A 13,522-nucleotide genomic window follows, 5' to 3' on the forward strand; every position below is an offset into this window, starting at 1 on the left:
AGCTAGCAGCCGCGGACGCGGAGCGCTTCGCCGCGGCGCCGCGACACAGGGCGCAGGGCGCGCACGGCGTGGGCGCCGCGCCGGGGCCAGCCGCGCTGCGAGCGCGCGAGCGGGGCGCCCGCGGGCACGCCGACGCGCAGCAGCACCTCGTAAGCGCGCTCCAGATCGCTGCCGATCACGTCGAGCTGCTCGTCGGTCAGGCCCCGCTTCGCCTTGGGGAACAGGATGTCCTCCTCCTCGTCGGCGTGGTGGGCGAAAATGTCCCGCAGGAGCCGGAGGCGCGCCTCGAAGCGCACATCGGTCACGCGCGTGCGCAGCAGGTTGTCCGCCGCGAAGCGCGCGAGGCCGTGCTTCTCGTACGCGTCGTGGAGCGGCTTCCTGTCGCCGGCCATCCGCTCGGCACACACCGGATAGAGGTACGTCTCCTCGATGCGTACGTGCGCGTCGATCATCCGGGAGAGCTGCGCGACCATCGCCGTCCGGAGGCCCGGGCTGGGCTCGGCGGCGATGCGCGCCATCAGGGCGCTGACTTCGAGATGCTGCTGCTCCAAGAGATCGAGTGCGTCCATGGGGTTCCCCTCGCGTGAAGCTCACCGCCCCGCGCCGCCGCGCTTGAGCAGCGCGTGCACAGCCCCGGATCGCGGTGCCGGGCGGCGCGGTGCAGGCGGCACCGTCGTGGCAAGGAGCGGGCCGGCGCCGGGCCGCGCGGAGCGCTGCCTTGGCTACACCGGCACGCCGGCGAGGGCGTCGCGCATCGCCGAGGCGCTGGGGAAGCGGTGGTCGGGGTGCTTGGACAGGGCCCGCGAGAGCACCTCGTCGAGCACGCGCGGGACATCACGGCGCTCCCGCCGGAGGGGCACGGGCGCGGACCGCACGATCGCGACGAGCACGTCGAGATCGCCCCGGCCCCGGAACGGGAGCTTGCCCGAGAGGGCGTAGTAGATGAGCAGCGCGGCCGCGAACAGGTCGCTCCGCTCGGTGATCGCGCGGCTCCGCATCGCCTGCTCCGGCGACATGAAGAGCAGCGTGCCGACGAGCGACCCGGGGCTGTCCGGCGTCACGCCGTCGCCCGTGTCGACGCCGGGCTCGTGCGCGAAGCCGAGATCGATGAGCTTGACCGTCGTCGCGGCCTCCCCTGCCCCGGCGCCCCGCGCCCCGGGGACGAGCAGGATGTTGCCGGGCTGGAGGTCGCGGTGGACGACCTTCGCCGCGTGCATCGCCGCGAGGCCGGCGAGGATCTGGTCGGCGAGGGCGAGCGCGCGGCCGATCGGCAAGGGGCCGCGCTGCCGGACCTCCTCGCTCAGCGTCACGCCGTCGAAGAGCGGCATCACGAAGAACGGCCGCCCGTCCTCGAGGCGCCCCTCGCCGAGCACGGGGCAGACGTTCGGGTGGTCGATGCGGCGGGCGAGCCGCACCTCGCGGGCGAACCGGCTCTCGATCCCGGAGTCCCCCGCGTGCACGCGCCGGAGCGCCTTGAGGGCGACCGGCTCTCCCGTCGCGGCGCGGCGGGCCGCGTACACCGCGCCCATCCCCCCCTCGGCGATGAGCCGCTCGATGTGCAGTCCGTGCTCTGTACGACCGACGAGCGGATCGACGGCCAGCCGCCCACACGCCGGGGCCCCCGTGGTGATCCCGCCTACCGCCCCGGCCCCACGCCCCGGCGGGAGCCCCTTCGGCGCCCCCCGCTCGCGGCCCGCGTGGCGGACGATCCCGGAACGAGGCGGCAACTGTCGCTCCTCGGCTGGACCGCGGCGCGCGTCGGCAGGGTCAGGCAGCGCCTCAGCGATCACGGACCTCTCCCTGGCCGAACCGGAGGAGCAACGCAGTTGGGAGCCAGGATCCACGTAGAGAACCTCGTCAGAAATTACCTGACGAGTGTCCATGGACCAGGCCCGCCAAGCAAGCGGATTGGGTGCCTAAACGACCAACGACGTGTGGGTGCACCTCCGGCTTATGTCCCGTTTCTACTCAGTTTTTGCCCGGACGAAGCGAACCGCCCAAGGCGTTTCCGGACGGTCGGGAAAATCCTGAAGGAAATTGCGTCCCGATCCCCGTTACCTTCGCGGCGCACTCCTCACTACATGCCGAGGGCGACGACGTGGCGAAGCGTCTTGATCTCATTCTCGTGATCGACGTGGAATCGACCTGCTGGGACGGCGACCCGCCGCCGGGCGAAGAGAACGAGATCATCGAGATCGGCGTGTGCCCGCTGGAGGTCGCCTCGTGCCGGCGCCGGGAGCGGCGCTCGATCCTGGTGCGCCCTGAGCGCTCGCGCGTGAGCCCGTTCTGTACGGGGCTCACGACGCTGACGCAGGCGGAGGTCGACGCGGGCGTGTCGTTCAGGGAGGCGTGCGCGACGCTCCGGAGCGAGCTCAAGGCGCAGGATCGCCTCTGGGCGAGCTACGGCGACTACGACCGGCGCATGTTCGAGCGGCAGTGCCAGTCGCGCGGCGTGCCGCTCCCGTTCGGGCCGAGCCACCTCAACGTGAAGAGCCTCTTCGCGGTGACGCACGCGCTGTCGCGGGAGGTGGGGATGGCCGAGGCCCTGGAGCGCGCCGGCCTGCCGCTCGCGGGCACGCACCACCGCGGCGTCGACGACGCCCACAACATCGCGGGCCTGCTCGCGCACCTCCTGCTGGCCGCGCGGCGGTGACGTCGGCGGCGCCGGCGGCATCGGGCGCTCAGGCGATCGGCGCCGCCTCGAGGGTCTCGGGCTGCGCCCCTGCGGCGTCCCGGGGCGGTGGTTCGCCGGCGGCGCCTCCGGGCGACACCGCACGCTCGTCGTCTCCCGCGGCGGTCGCCCCGGCCGCGGCGGGCGGCACGGTCGCCGCGGCGAGGAGGTAAGCGAGGCCCGCGCCGAGCAGCAGGGCGCTGTAGCCGAGGTTCAGCGCGCACAGGGCGCCGAGGGCCATCGCGGTCGCGCCCGCGAAGGCGCAGAGCGCCCAGCACCACGGCAGCAGCGCCGACGAGACCGAGTCCACGATCTTGACCCCGAGCGGCACGAGCGAGCCCGCGAGCACGCCGAACGGCACGAGGATCGCGATGGCGAGGAGCGCGCGCGGGAAGGCCCCGAGCCCGAGGCCCCACCGCGCGAGCGGCACGAGGCCCACCGCCGAGAGCGCCGCGGCCACGGCGAGCGCCTCCGCCACCCTCGCGGAGACCGCCGTCGCGGCGCCCGGGGCCACCCGGGCGGTGAGGTAGCCGCCCACGCCGGCCGAGACAAGGAGGAGCACGAGCACGGCCGGGAGCTCGTGCGCGGGCAGGTCGAGCAGGAGGAGAGCGTGCCGGAACACGGCGAGCTCCACGAGGGCGAACCCCGCGCCGATCGCGGCGAAGAACGCGAGCGCTCGGGCGGGCGGCGTCGACGACGCGGTCGACGCGCGCGCCCCGACGTCCTGCGGCGCGAGGCGCCCGCGCCGACGGCGCGCGGCGAGCACCGGGAGCAGCACGCCGAGCGCGGAGAGGACCGCGCCGACGGCGAGCAGCAGCGCGAGCGCGAAGAGGGCGGTGTGCCCGGCGCGGAGGGCCCCGACGTCGCCGAGCACCGCGGGCAGGCGGCGCGCCGGGACGGTGTACGCGAAGAACGGCCTGTCGTCGGTGGGCGGCGTCAGATCGGCCTCCGCGGCCGCGCCCTCGGCGACGCGCGCGGCCGCCGCGGGGGCCGTGGGCGCGGCCGCCGCGACGAGCAGGCTGCGGACCGGGGTCGCCGGGCGGTCGGGGGCGAGGACCTCCGAGAACCTGTGCTTGCGGCAGTGGCGGCGGAGCGCGTCGACGTCCTCGCGCGCGAGCGGCGTGCGCCGGGCGAGCAGCGCGGTCCTCTGCGCGGCGCTGCACGCGAAGAGGTGGTCCTTCGGCGCGGCCACGCCCGCGCGGCGCAGCGCCGCGGTCACGAGCGAGAGCAGCCGATCGAAGTCCGCGTCCGCGCGGGCCAGGACGAGCGTGCCTTCGGGCAGGAGGCGCGAAAGGAAGTCCCCGACGCCCTCCAGCGTGTGGAGCCGGCTCTCCGAGAGCGCGAGCGCGCCGGTCGTCGACGCTTCGACCGTGTCGGCCGACGGGATCACGATGTTCCTGAAGAGCAGCGGCGTGCGCCTGGCGAAGCTCCGCCCGTCGCCCACCACGAGGTGGACCTCGGGCTTGTCGAACAGGTTGCCGCTGAACGCGGCGTACCTCCCGCGCATCACCTCGAGGACGCCGCGGTCGCCCTCGACGGCGACCACGTCCTTCTGCCCGGCCTTGAGCGCGGCGCGCACGTCGCGCCCGCCCCCGGCGCCGACGACGAGCGCGGGGCCCTGGTCCTTGTGCAGCGCGTACGCCATGTCCTCGGGCTGCGGCGGGGGCGTCGTCTTCGCGTCGAGGATCGGGCTCGCCGCGGCGCCGCCGAGCCGCATCAGCGCCGCGCCGGCCTTCGGTCGATCGACGGAGATCAGCGAGCGCTCGGTCCAGGCCTCGTGCTCGGTCCGGTCGGGCGACGGCCGGCGGATGCCGGCGAGCCGGAGCCACGGGGCGCCGACGTCGCCGGCGAGCAGCACGAAGGAGCCGAGCACGAACGTGGCGACGAGGCCGCCGGGCGCCCGCTCCTCGCCCTCGCAGCAGCGCGACCCGAGGTAGAAGAAGATGCCCGCCACCGCGAAGAAGATCGCCGCCGCGAGCGCGGCGCGGGGCGCGCCCGCGCGGAGCGCGCCGGCCGCGGCGAGCCCGCCGAGCGCGCCGCCGACGAGATCGAGCAGGTAGAGCCGGGGCATCTCCGGCGCCGCGTGCCGGATCGCGGCCGCGAGCGCGAGGCCCGCGAGCGCGAACGGGACCGTGGAGGCCGCGTAGCACAGCGCGAGCCACGGGAGCGACCCCGGCGCGGGGACGGACAGGGGCTCGCGGTGCGCGAGCAGGATGACCGCGGCGAGGGTCGCGCCCGACGCGAGCGCGGCGAGGGTCGCCATGCGGGCGAAGAGCGCCGGCGGGCGGGCGAGCGACGGCACGACGTAGAGCAGCGCGCCGCCCACGCCCGCGCCGACGAGCGACAGCGAGAGCGCGAGGAACGCGTGGATCTCGCCGAACAGCGCCGCGTAGATCCGCGCGAGCGAGATCTCGAGCAGGACCGAGGCGCACGCGAGGGCTGCGACGCCGCTGAAGAGGCCGCTCCGCTGGGGGACCCGCATGGGCCCGCTCCTACCACAGCGCGAAGCGGCGTTTCACCTCTCTCGACCGAGCGGGGCGAGCGGCCACGGCGCGAGCAGCGGCACCGGGCCGCTCGGCCGGAACCCGGGCGCGCCGCCCTGCGCCTCCGCCTCGGCCCCCGCCGGAGCGCCCTTCGCGCCGCGCGGCGGGTGCCCGCCCAGGCGCGGCGCCGCCGCGCCGCTCTGTTGGCCCAGGCGCGGCGCCGCCGCGCCGCTTTGTCGAATCGCGCGCGCGCACTCGTCGACGGTCAGGCGGCGCGGCCCGTACGCGGAGGCGTTGGCCGCGTCGGCGTCCATCAGCCGGGTCGGCGTGTCGATCCCGAAATCGTCCGGGTGCCCCGGCTCGTCGAGCAGCACGTGGCCGAGCTCGTGCGCCAGCGCGAACGACGCGCGATCCGCGCGCAGGCCGGCGCGATCCTCGATGATCGTGTTCCGGATCGCGCCGCCGTCGGCGAAGATGAACGACTCGCCGATCCGCCCGCCGCCCGCGAAGCTCGGGACCATCACGACGTCGACGGTCGAGGGGTCGCCGTCGTCGAACGCCTTGAGCAGCGCCCGCTCCTCGACCGTGCCGGCGATCGCGTCCGTGTCGCTGAAGTGCTGGAGGCCGTCGTCGAGGTCCACGGCGCCGATGCACGCCGTGAGCGTCGCGTCGGTGCTCAGCGCGCCCGCCGCCGGCGGCTCGATGGTCGCGAGCGCGCCGCCCGGCCGCCGCACGAGCACGTCGGAGGTCCCGTAGGCGCCCGCGCCGATGACCGGGTTGTCGGAGAGGCGCACCGAGAACCCCGCCGCGCCGATCGCCGCGGCGACGGCCCGGGCCGCCGCGTCGGGGCGCGCGCGGGGCGCGATCGCCGCGGTGATCTCGTGGCCGTCGACGCGCACCCGGATCGCGCCGCCGCTGGCCGGCAGGCCGTGGTCGCAGCCGATCGCGAGCAGGTGCGGGCGCGGCGGATCGACGAAGGTGACGTCGAGCGCCTCGGGCGGGCCGAAGCTCACGCCGCACGCGCCCCAGAGGGCGTTCGCCCGCTCGACCTCCGCGCGCGCGATGGCGAGCGCGCCCGCGTCGTCGCCGCCCATCGGCGGCGGGCCGCCGGCGCGGGGGCGCACCATGACGATCCGGAGGCGCGCGCGGGTGCGCCCGAGCGGCCCGAGCGGCGAGGCGCGCGGGCCGGCGACGCGGATCATCTGGACCTTCGGCCCGCCGGGCAGGGCGACGACGAGCGCCCCGCCGACCTCGCCCTTCACGGAGCGATCGACGATCATCGGGTGGTTGCGATCGATGTCGTCCGCGACCACCCGGAGGGGGCGCGTCGATCCGCACACGAGGCCCGGCGGCGCGTCCTCCGGGCACCGCACGTGGCCGAGCGGCACGTCGGAGAGGCGATCGATCACCCCGCCGGACGGCGCCGCGGAGTGGACGTCGAGCGTGAGCGGCAGATCCTCCGGCGCGCCGATGACGAGCAGCCGGATCGCGTCGGGATCGTCGAGGTTCGCGAACGGATCGTCGCCGAGCCGGTCCGGGGGCGTGCGCTGCAGCGAGGCGTGGGAGCGCGCCATGTCGATGCGCCGCCCGGCGCCGTCGATCGCGCGCACCTCGAACGCGCTGATCGTCCGCGCCTCGCCGAAGAGCGCGATCTCGCTGCGCCCGGCGCGGACCGCCTGGATCTCGACGCGGCGGGCGCCCGCGGGGATCGCCGCGCCGGGCTTGACCGGGCTGCCGTCGACGAGGAGCCGCAGGCCGGCGGGGATCGCCGCGGGCGCCTGGCTCGCGCCGCGCGGCGCGCGCAGCGCCAGGAGCTCCGGGGCGGGCGGCGCGCGGGGCTGCTCGCCGTCCGGCACGCCGTCGGCGTCGTCGTCGTCCAGATCGACCGCGACCAGCGCCGGCTCGGCCGCCGCGGCGCCGGCCGGGCCGAGCAGCCCGCCGAGGAAGACCGCGAGTGCAGACAGCCGCCTGTTCATGTCGTCATCGCCCTGCCCGCTCGCCCTCCCCGGCCAGTCTATCGCGACTCCGGCCGAGCGCAGCCGCCGCGGCGCGGGAGGGGCCGTCGGGAGCCCTCCGATGGCGGTGCGTCCCGCCCTGCGCCACGTGTCGCGCCATGGTCAGCGTCAGCGCCGTCATTTTCGGTGTCGACGGCACGATCCTCGACACCGTCGATCTGCACGCGGCCGCCTGGCAGCAGGCCTTCCGGCGGTTCGGCCGCGAGGTCCCGCGGGAGAAGCTGCGCGGCCAGGTCGGCAAGGGCGCGGACCAGCTGCTGCAGACGTTCCTCTCGCCCGAGGAGCTCGGCTGGATCGGCGCCGGGATCTCCTCCCTGCGCGACCAGATCTACGGGCGCGAGCTCCTCCCGGGCGCCCGGGCGTTCCCCTGCGTGCGCGAGCTGCTCCAGCGCGTCGCGCGCGACGGGCGCCGGATCGTGCTCGCCTCGCCGACGCCGCGCGGTGAGCTCGACGCCAGCGTCGAGCTCGCCCGGGTGGGCGATCTGGTCTCATGGACGGTATCGGCCGACGACGCGGACAGGTCGAAGCCGCGCCCCGACGTCCTCGAGGCGGCGCTCGACCGGCTCGGCAGCGTCGATCCTCGCGAGGTCGTGCTCGTCGGCGACGCGCCGTCCGACGCCGAGGCCGCGGCGAAGCTCGGCCTCCTCTCGGTGGGGCTCCTCTGCGGAGGCTTCCCTGAAATGGAGCTCCTCGAGGCCGGGTGCGCGGCGATCTACCTCGATCCGGAGGATCTCCTCGCGCGCTACGGCGCGTCGCCGCTCGCGCCGCCGGGGGAGCGGCTCGCGTCGTAGCGACGCTCGGGCGGGCTCAGGGGGTGCCGGACGGACGCACGGCGCGCGCCGCCGGGGCGCCGAGCCGCTCCCTGAGCGCCCTCCGCTGCGCCTCGTCGATGGACGACGCGGCGGTCGAGCCGCCGCGGCGCTCCACCGAGTAGACGGCGTCGGCCGGCAGGAGGTCGAGGAGCGCGGGGCTCTCGGTCGTGAGCAGGAGCTGGCGCTGGGCGGACGCGCCGCGCAGGTACTCGAGGAGCGCCGGGAGCGCGGCGCGATCGACGCCCGCGTCGGGGTGCTCGAAGCCGGCGAGCACGAGCGGGGGCTCCTGCGAGAGCGCCGTGACCATGGCGGCGAGCCGCAGCGTGGCGTCCGGCTCGTCCGCGGCGGCCCGCCAGCGCTCGCGCCCGTCGCCGTCGACGCCGTGGCGCAGCTCCGGGACGAGGAACCCGCCGGACGACGACGCGCGGGCGCCGTCGACGTCGCCGATCACCTGGGACAGCCCCGCGAGGAACTGGTCCTGCCATCGCTCCTTCGCGAGCGCGCGGAGGACCGAGCCCCAGTTGTCGCCGCTCGCCTTGAGGCGCCGGGAAGCGCTGAGCTTCTGGGGCGAGCGCAGCGTGCGCGGCGCGAGGGAGTAGAGGACCGCCCGGCGCAGCTCGTCGAGCATCGGGGTGAGCGGTCCATCGGAGAGCAGCGGCAGGACGAGCTTCGTGCCGCTCACGGCGATGGGGGCGACGCCGCGGTACGCGAGCGTGCCGCTGCGCCCCTTGTCCTTGCGCGAGAACCCCTTCGGGCTGCCCTTCAGCCGGTCGAAGGAGACCTCGGGCGCGTCGCCGCCGGCGTCGAAGACCTCGCGCAGGCCAGGCTTGACGAGCCGCGTGAGCGCGCTGCGCTGCCACCACGCGGCCGTCTCGCTCTTGACGCGCGCCTCGCCCTCCCGCTCTCCCGGCGCGAGCTGCACGAGCCAGAAGCCGTGGCCCTCGGTCCTCGAGACCGCGACCCCGAGCGTGGTGAGCGCGCCATCGCCGCGCGCGCCCTCCAGCGCGCCGCCGCGTCGGTTCGCCGCCGCCAGATCGAACGCCCCGTTGGCGCACTCGGCGAGGAACCGCACCGCGTCGAGCAGGCAGCCCTTGCCCGAGTCCGGCGGACCGACGAGCGCGGTCAGCGACCCGAGCGTGAGCTCGATCCCAGCCCCGACGCTGCCGTAGTTGCTGACGTAGACGTGGGTGATCATCGCCGCGCGGAGCCTCGGTTCGAGGACGTGCACCCCCCACGGAGAGAGCCTGCCGTCCGGGCAGACCATCGCCCGTCACGGGCCGGCGATACGCGGCCCTCGGTCTCGGTACCGTCCTGAAAGTCTCCGATGCGCCCCACCCGACGAGGATCATCGAACGCCTCGCCAGCGATGTCCGCAACAAGATCCTTGCGGAAGGAGCGCCGCCCCGCGATGCGAGGCGGTCACACCCGCAGGATCGTAAGGCCCGGCACGTAATCGCGCCGGAGGCCCGCGTTCCGCGCGGTCGCATCGAACGCCCTGGAGCCCCCTTGAAGCGTTCACCCACGGCCTCCACCTGAGCCGCTGATCTCGCCGGTCGAGCGTCGCTTCATGAACGCCACCGGCGAGAGCCCCGCGAGCTCACGGAACTCCCTGACCAGGTGCGGCTGATCGCAGTACCCGCTCGCGAGGGCGATCTCCGACCACGACCCGCGGGCGACCTGCGCGTTCGAGACGACGCGCTGGAAGCGGGCGATGCGCGCGTACTGCTTCGGCGAGACGCCGACGGTCGCAACGAAGGCGCGCCGCAGGTTCCGGGGGCTGACGTGGAGCGCGCTCGCCGTCTCTTCCACGGTGATCCCTCCGAGCGAGAGCTTCCGGAGCGCGGCGCGCGCGACGGCCGCCGATGCGGGCTCGAACACGTCGGGACCGAGCATGCGGCCCTCGAGGGCGCGTTCGATCGCCTCCAGGCGAGCCCGCGCGGGGTCCCGCGTGACGCCGGCCCCGACCGCCACCAGCTGCTCGAGCAGGGCGTCGGCGCGTCGGCCCCAGAGATCGCGCGCCGGAACGATGCGATCGGCGAGCTCGTCCATCGGCACACCGAAGAAGGGGTACGCGCCGCCAGGTCGAAAGACCACCTGCACCGCGAGCAGGAAGCGCGGCACGCGCTTGTACACGGCGCGCGTCTTGGGCCCGAGGACGACGATGTCGGCGCGATCCGCGTCGAGCAGGCGGAAGACGAGCGACGTCGTGCCATCGGGCAGCAGGTCGAGGTTCGTGATTGGCGGCGCGCTGGCGCGGACGGCGACGACGAAATTGCGGAGCACACGCGACGCCGGCGCGCCGGCCTCCGGATGCGGGGCGCGCCGCGCGATCGCCTGTTCGATCGATCCCACCACGTTCACCATCGTGGGCTCGCGTCGGACAGCCATCAACCCACCCGGCCCCGTCTCGGCCGTTTCCTCCAAGATTGCACGCCGGCACGGGCGCACGGTGCGGTCCAGCGAGGGCGCTTCAGCCCGAACCCCCAGGAGGACCACGATGAACCTCGACCACTACGTCACCCTCGGCCGCTCCGGCCTGCGCGTCAGCCCCCTGTGCCTCGGCGCCATGACCTTCGGCGAAGACCACGGCTTCGGATCCAGCGTCAAGGAGTCCGAGGCGATCCTCGATCGCTTCCTCGAGCGCGGCGGCAACTTCATCGACACCGCCAACGCCTACACCAAGGGCCACTCCGAGAAGATCATCGGCGACCACATCGGCCGCCACCCGAGCAAGCGCGACCGGGCGGTGATCGCCACCAAATTCACCGCCAACCTCTACCTCGGCGACCCCAACGGGGGTGGCGCCGGGAGGAAGGCCATCTTCGCGCAGTGCGAGCAGTCGCTGCGCCGCTTGCAGACCGACTACATCGACCTCTACTGGATGCACGTCTGGGACAGGAACACGCCCATCGAGGAGACCGTGCGAGCCCTCCACGATCTGGTGGCGACCGGCAAGGTCCGCTACGTCGGCGTCTCCGACACGCCGGCGTGGAAGGTCGCGCAGGCGCACGCTCTGGCGGGCTTCCGCGGGTGGGCGCAGTTCATCGCGCTGCAGATCGAGCACTCGCTCCTCGAGCGCACGGTGGAGGGGGAGCTCATCCCCATGGCGCGCGAGCTGGGCCTCGGCGTCACGCCCTGGTCGCCCCTCAAGAGCGGCGTGCTCTCCGGCAAGTACACGCGGGAAAATGCCGGCAAGCACAAGACCGATCGCGGCCCGTTCGTGCTCTCCGCGCTCACCGACAAGGCGTACGCCATCGTCGACAAGCTCGTCGAGATCGCCAGGGATCTCGACACCACGCCGGCGCGCGTGGCGCTCGCCTGGGTGGTGGCCCGGCCGGGCGTCACCTCCACCATCATCGGCGCGCGCACGCTGGCGCAGCTCGACGACAACCTCGCCTCCCTGGAGGTGAAGCTCGCGCCCGATCAAATGGCCGAGCTCGACGCGCTCTCGGCGCCGACGCTCGATTTCCCCGCCGGCTTCCTGCGCCTGGCCGGCGCGTTCATGAACGGCGGCACGACGATCAACGGCGAGAGCGCGCCGGCATGGCCGATGGCGCCGAAGAACGACAGCGAGCGGTACTGAGCACGCACCGAGCGCCGGGACGAGGGCGCTCGTACGGGGCGTCTGGCGCTAGGGCCGCGGAGGCGGGTAGACCTTGAGCGCTGCGGGCGCGGCGAGGAACCGCAGCGCGTTCTCGAGCGTGCGGAACGACCTCGCCCCGGAGGTGCGGAGCACGCCGAAGTCGATCCACTGGGTGAGCTTGAGCTGATCGAGCGTGGGCTTGTACGCCTTGCCTCTCGGGAAATGCTTCGAGAGCCACCCCTTCACGTCGCGGATGCCCTCGGGATCTTCCGGGCACGTCGTGCCCTCGGCGATGCGCACGCCAGGCCGGATCTCCCGTCCCGCCATGAGGTGGATGCACGGCAGGCACCACGCCTCGAACTCCCGGTGCGCCAGCACCACGGCGACCGGGAACGGAAGGCTCGCTGCCGCCACCCATGCCGCGGTCTCGGGGCCGGCCGAGGCTGGGCATCCGTCGTCCTCGTCACGGAGCAGCAGGGCGAACGTGCAATCGCGCTCGCTTCGCAGGAGCTCGCAGGCTTGCAGCACCCCGGCGCGGGTGTTGAGCGCCTTACCGCGCTTGGGAGCTCCCCAGACGGCGTGTGGCAGCCCGAGGTCGGCCCACAGCCGGATGACCAGGTTCCTCGCCGCCTCGACCTCGCCGTGGCCCTCGACGACCAGGTAGGCCTTAGCCATCGCTCGTGGAGCCTTCGGGGCGGAGGCCTTCGGCGTGGAGGAGGTCGCTCGTCGACATCAGGCGCTTGCGAACGAGATCTCGTTGCCGCTCCTCGACGCGCGCGACCGTGGTCGCACCGTCGCGCCGCTCCACGACGCGGATGTCATCGATGGGTACCAGATCCAGGAGGTCGGGGCTGTGCGTCGTGAGCAGGATCTGGCTGCGGGTCGTCGCCTCCTTCAAGAAGTCGAAGAGCAGCGGGATCGCGCCCGGATGCACGCCGAGCTCGGGCTCCTCGAAACCAAGGAGCGCCGGCGCAGGCTCCTGGAACAGCGCCGTGAGGAGTGCCGCAACGCGCAGGGTGCCGTCCGACTCCTGCGCAGCCCCGTGCCAGCGCTCGCGCCCCTGCGCGTCGACGCCATGGCGGAACTCCGGGATCAGGAACCCTCCCGCCTCCGTGACGCGGTACTCGTCAATGTCCGAGGCGACGCGTCCAAGGGCAGCGACGAGCTCGGCTCCCCAGGTCGCTCGCTCGAGCGCCCTCAACGTCGAGGCCCAGTTGCTACCCCTCGTGCTCATCGGTTTGGATGGATCCGGGTGCTGTGGAGCGCGCAGCACGTCCGGGAACAACGAGTAGATCGCGACGCTGCGCAGCTCCTCCATGAGCGGAGCGAAAAGAGCGGGGCCTACCGGCGCGAGAAGAGGGATCTGCGAAGGATCGTGGCGAAAGGACGATGGAACTTCCAGGTACCAATGTCCCTTGTGCGTGACGAAGTGCTGCGGCGCCGAAAAACCGGCGTCCTCGTTCGGCGTGGTACCGCGCGTGTGGTTGCCAAGGAGCGTTCTCCGTTCCTCGTCGGACCACATTTCCTCGGGCTTCTCGAGGAGCTCAAAGAAGTGAGTTCGGGTCCTGGGATCGGGCGCCTTCCCTGGGAACCACACCGCGCGCTCGCGCTTCACGCACAACCTGCCGTACTCATCGGCCGACGTGAGCGTGAAGCCCCAGATGCCGGCACCCTGTTCGCGCTCGATGTGCACTTCAAGGAGCACATCGGTGGACTCACGGGCATTTCCGTAGCGCAGCGCATCGAGCCCGTGCCGAACGGCAATCGGTCTGTCGATCCCTCCGCTCGCGCACTCGGCTAGGAAGCGCAGCACGTCTGCGACGTTGCTCTTGCCCGAGGCGTTCGGCCCCACGAGGACCGTCATCGCCCCGAGCTCGAGCTCGATCCGCTCCCCGATACTGCGAAAGTTACGGGCACAGATCTTCGTGATCATCGCAGCTGAGCCTCCCCCCCCGGCG

The 13,522-nt window shown here is 73.9% G+C and carries 12 protein-coding genes and 1 pseudogene; 4 read left to right on the plus strand and 9 right to left on the minus strand.

Annotated elements, in window-relative coordinates; genetic code table 11:
- Positions 1–2: 2 nt before the first annotated feature.
- Together WME97_RS23255 and WME97_RS23260 are read right to left on the minus strand one after the other, a co-directional pair.
- Positions 3–569 carry a hemerythrin domain-containing protein gene (locus WME97_RS23255; RefSeq protein ID WP_012236860.1) on the minus strand — a complete coding sequence of 189 codons (567 nt, stop codon included), beginning with the start codon at positions 567–569 and terminating at the stop codon, positions 3–5.
- A 153-nt stretch (positions 570–722) separates the two neighbouring features.
- The gene (locus WME97_RS23260) at positions 723–1,727 is read right to left on the minus strand and encodes a serine/threonine-protein kinase (protein WP_437554939.1); all 1,005 of its coding nucleotides are present in this window, start codon (positions 1,725–1,727) and stop codon (positions 723–725) included.
- Positions 1,728–2,098: 371 nt separating this feature from the next.
- Here WME97_RS23260 and WME97_RS23265 point away from each other — a divergent pair, with 371 nt between their 5' ends.
- The gene (locus WME97_RS23265; protein ID WP_437554940.1) at positions 2,099–2,653 is read left to right on the plus strand and encodes an exonuclease domain-containing protein; all 555 of its coding nucleotides are present in this window, start codon (positions 2,099–2,101) and stop codon (positions 2,651–2,653) included.
- A gap of 28 nt (positions 2,654–2,681) precedes the next feature.
- Here WME97_RS23265 and WME97_RS23270 read toward each other — a convergent pair whose 3' ends face one another.
- Together WME97_RS23270 and WME97_RS23275 are read right to left on the minus strand one after the other, a co-directional pair.
- A complete protein-coding gene (locus tag WME97_RS23270) occupies positions 2,682–5,153 on the minus strand; it encodes a hypothetical protein (RefSeq protein ID WP_437554941.1) in 2,472 nt (823 codons plus the stop codon).
- 33 nt (positions 5,154–5,186) lie between these two features.
- Entirely contained in the window at positions 5,187–7,130 is a 1,944-nt protein-coding gene (locus tag WME97_RS23275) for an ImmA/IrrE family metallo-endopeptidase (protein WP_437554942.1), read from the minus strand.
- Between the two features lie 137 nt (positions 7,131–7,267).
- On the opposite strand from WME97_RS23275, the gene WME97_RS23280 reads away from it, so the two are divergent.
- A complete protein-coding gene (locus WME97_RS23280) occupies positions 7,268–7,960 on the plus strand; it encodes an HAD family hydrolase (protein ID WP_437554943.1) in 693 nt (230 codons plus the stop codon).
- Between the two features lie 16 nt (positions 7,961–7,976).
- Here the strand turns inward: WME97_RS23280 and WME97_RS23285 are convergent, their stop codons facing one another.
- The gene (locus WME97_RS23285) at positions 7,977–9,209 is read right to left on the minus strand and encodes an AAA family ATPase (RefSeq protein ID WP_437554944.1); all 1,233 of its coding nucleotides are present in this window, start codon (positions 9,207–9,209) and stop codon (positions 7,977–7,979) included.
- Positions 9,210–9,496: 287 nt separating this feature from the next.
- Positions 9,497–10,369, minus strand: a complete 873-nt coding sequence (locus WME97_RS23290) for a helix-turn-helix domain-containing protein (RefSeq protein WP_437554945.1) — start codon at positions 10,367–10,369, stop codon at positions 9,497–9,499.
- A gap of 109 nt (positions 10,370–10,478) precedes the next feature.
- Between WME97_RS23290 and WME97_RS23295 the strand changes: the two genes are divergently transcribed.
- Positions 10,479–11,564 carry an aldo/keto reductase gene (locus WME97_RS23295; protein ID WP_437554946.1) on the plus strand — a complete coding sequence of 362 codons (1,086 nt, stop codon included), beginning with the start codon at positions 10,479–10,481 and terminating at the stop codon, positions 11,562–11,564.
- Between the two features lie 48 nt (positions 11,565–11,612).
- Here the strand turns inward: WME97_RS23295 and WME97_RS23300 are convergent, their stop codons facing one another.
- Together WME97_RS23300 and WME97_RS23305 are read right to left on the minus strand one after the other, a co-directional pair.
- The gene (locus tag WME97_RS23300; RefSeq protein ID WP_437554947.1) at positions 11,613–12,239 is read right to left on the minus strand and encodes a DUF4276 family protein; all 627 of its coding nucleotides are present in this window, start codon (positions 12,237–12,239) and stop codon (positions 11,613–11,615) included.
- Positions 12,232–12,882, minus strand: a complete 651-nt coding sequence (locus WME97_RS23305; protein ID WP_437555470.1) for an AAA family ATPase — start codon at positions 12,880–12,882, stop codon at positions 12,232–12,234. The genes WME97_RS23300 and WME97_RS23305 overlap by 8 nt, the downstream gene beginning before the upstream one ends.
- Positions 12,883–12,972: 90 nt before the next feature.
- On the opposite strand from WME97_RS23305, the gene WME97_RS23310 reads away from it, so the two are divergent.
- Entirely contained in the window at positions 12,973–13,365 is a 393-nt protein-coding gene (locus WME97_RS23310) for a hypothetical protein (protein ID WP_437555718.1), read from the plus strand.
- A 6-nt stretch (positions 13,366–13,371) separates the two neighbouring features.
- Here the strand turns inward: WME97_RS23310 and WME97_RS23315 are convergent.
- A pseudogene (locus WME97_RS23315) lies at positions 13,372–13,497 on the minus strand (AAA family ATPase); the annotation flags it as partial.
- Positions 13,498–13,522 lie beyond the last annotated feature (25 nt).

The sequence above is a fragment of the Sorangium sp. So ce367 genome, assembly GCF_051520455.1.
In the GTDB taxonomy this organism is placed as follows: domain Bacteria; phylum Myxococcota_A; class Polyangia; order Polyangiales; family Polyangiaceae; genus Sorangium; species Sorangium cellulosum_B.

What these genes read in the sequence shown, in the direction of transcription:
- WME97_RS23295 (WP_437554946.1), top strand. Translation starts at nt 10,479, where the DNA reads ATGAACCTCGACCACTACGTCACCCTCGGCCGCTCCGGCCTGCGCGTC.
- WME97_RS23275 (WP_437554942.1), bottom strand. Translation starts at nt 7,130, where the DNA reads ATGAACAGGCGGCTGTCTGCACTCGCGGTCTTCCTCGGCGGGCTGCTC.
- WME97_RS23255 (WP_012236860.1), bottom strand. Translation starts at nt 569, where the DNA reads ATGGACGCACTCGATCTCTTGGAGCAGCAGCATCTCGAAGTCAGCGCC.
- WME97_RS23270 (WP_437554941.1), bottom strand. Translation starts at nt 5,153, where the DNA reads ATGCGGGTCCCCCAGCGGAGCGGCCTCTTCAGCGGCGTCGCAGCCCTC.
- WME97_RS23310 (WP_437555718.1), top strand. Translation starts at nt 12,973, where the DNA reads ATGTCCCTTGTGCGTGACGAAGTGCTGCGGCGCCGAAAAACCGGCGTC.
- WME97_RS23290 (WP_437554945.1), bottom strand. Translation starts at nt 10,369, where the DNA reads ATGGCTGTCCGACGCGAGCCCACGATGGTGAACGTGGTGGGATCGATC.
- WME97_RS23300 (WP_437554947.1), bottom strand. Translation starts at nt 12,239, where the DNA reads ATGGCTAAGGCCTACCTGGTCGTCGAGGGCCACGGCGAGGTCGAGGCG.
- WME97_RS23305 (WP_437555470.1), bottom strand. Translation starts at nt 12,882, where the DNA reads ATGGAGGAGCTGCGCAGCGTCGCGATCTACTCGTTGTTCCCGGACGTG.
- WME97_RS23280 (WP_437554943.1), top strand. Translation starts at nt 7,268, where the DNA reads ATGGTCAGCGTCAGCGCCGTCATTTTCGGTGTCGACGGCACGATCCTC.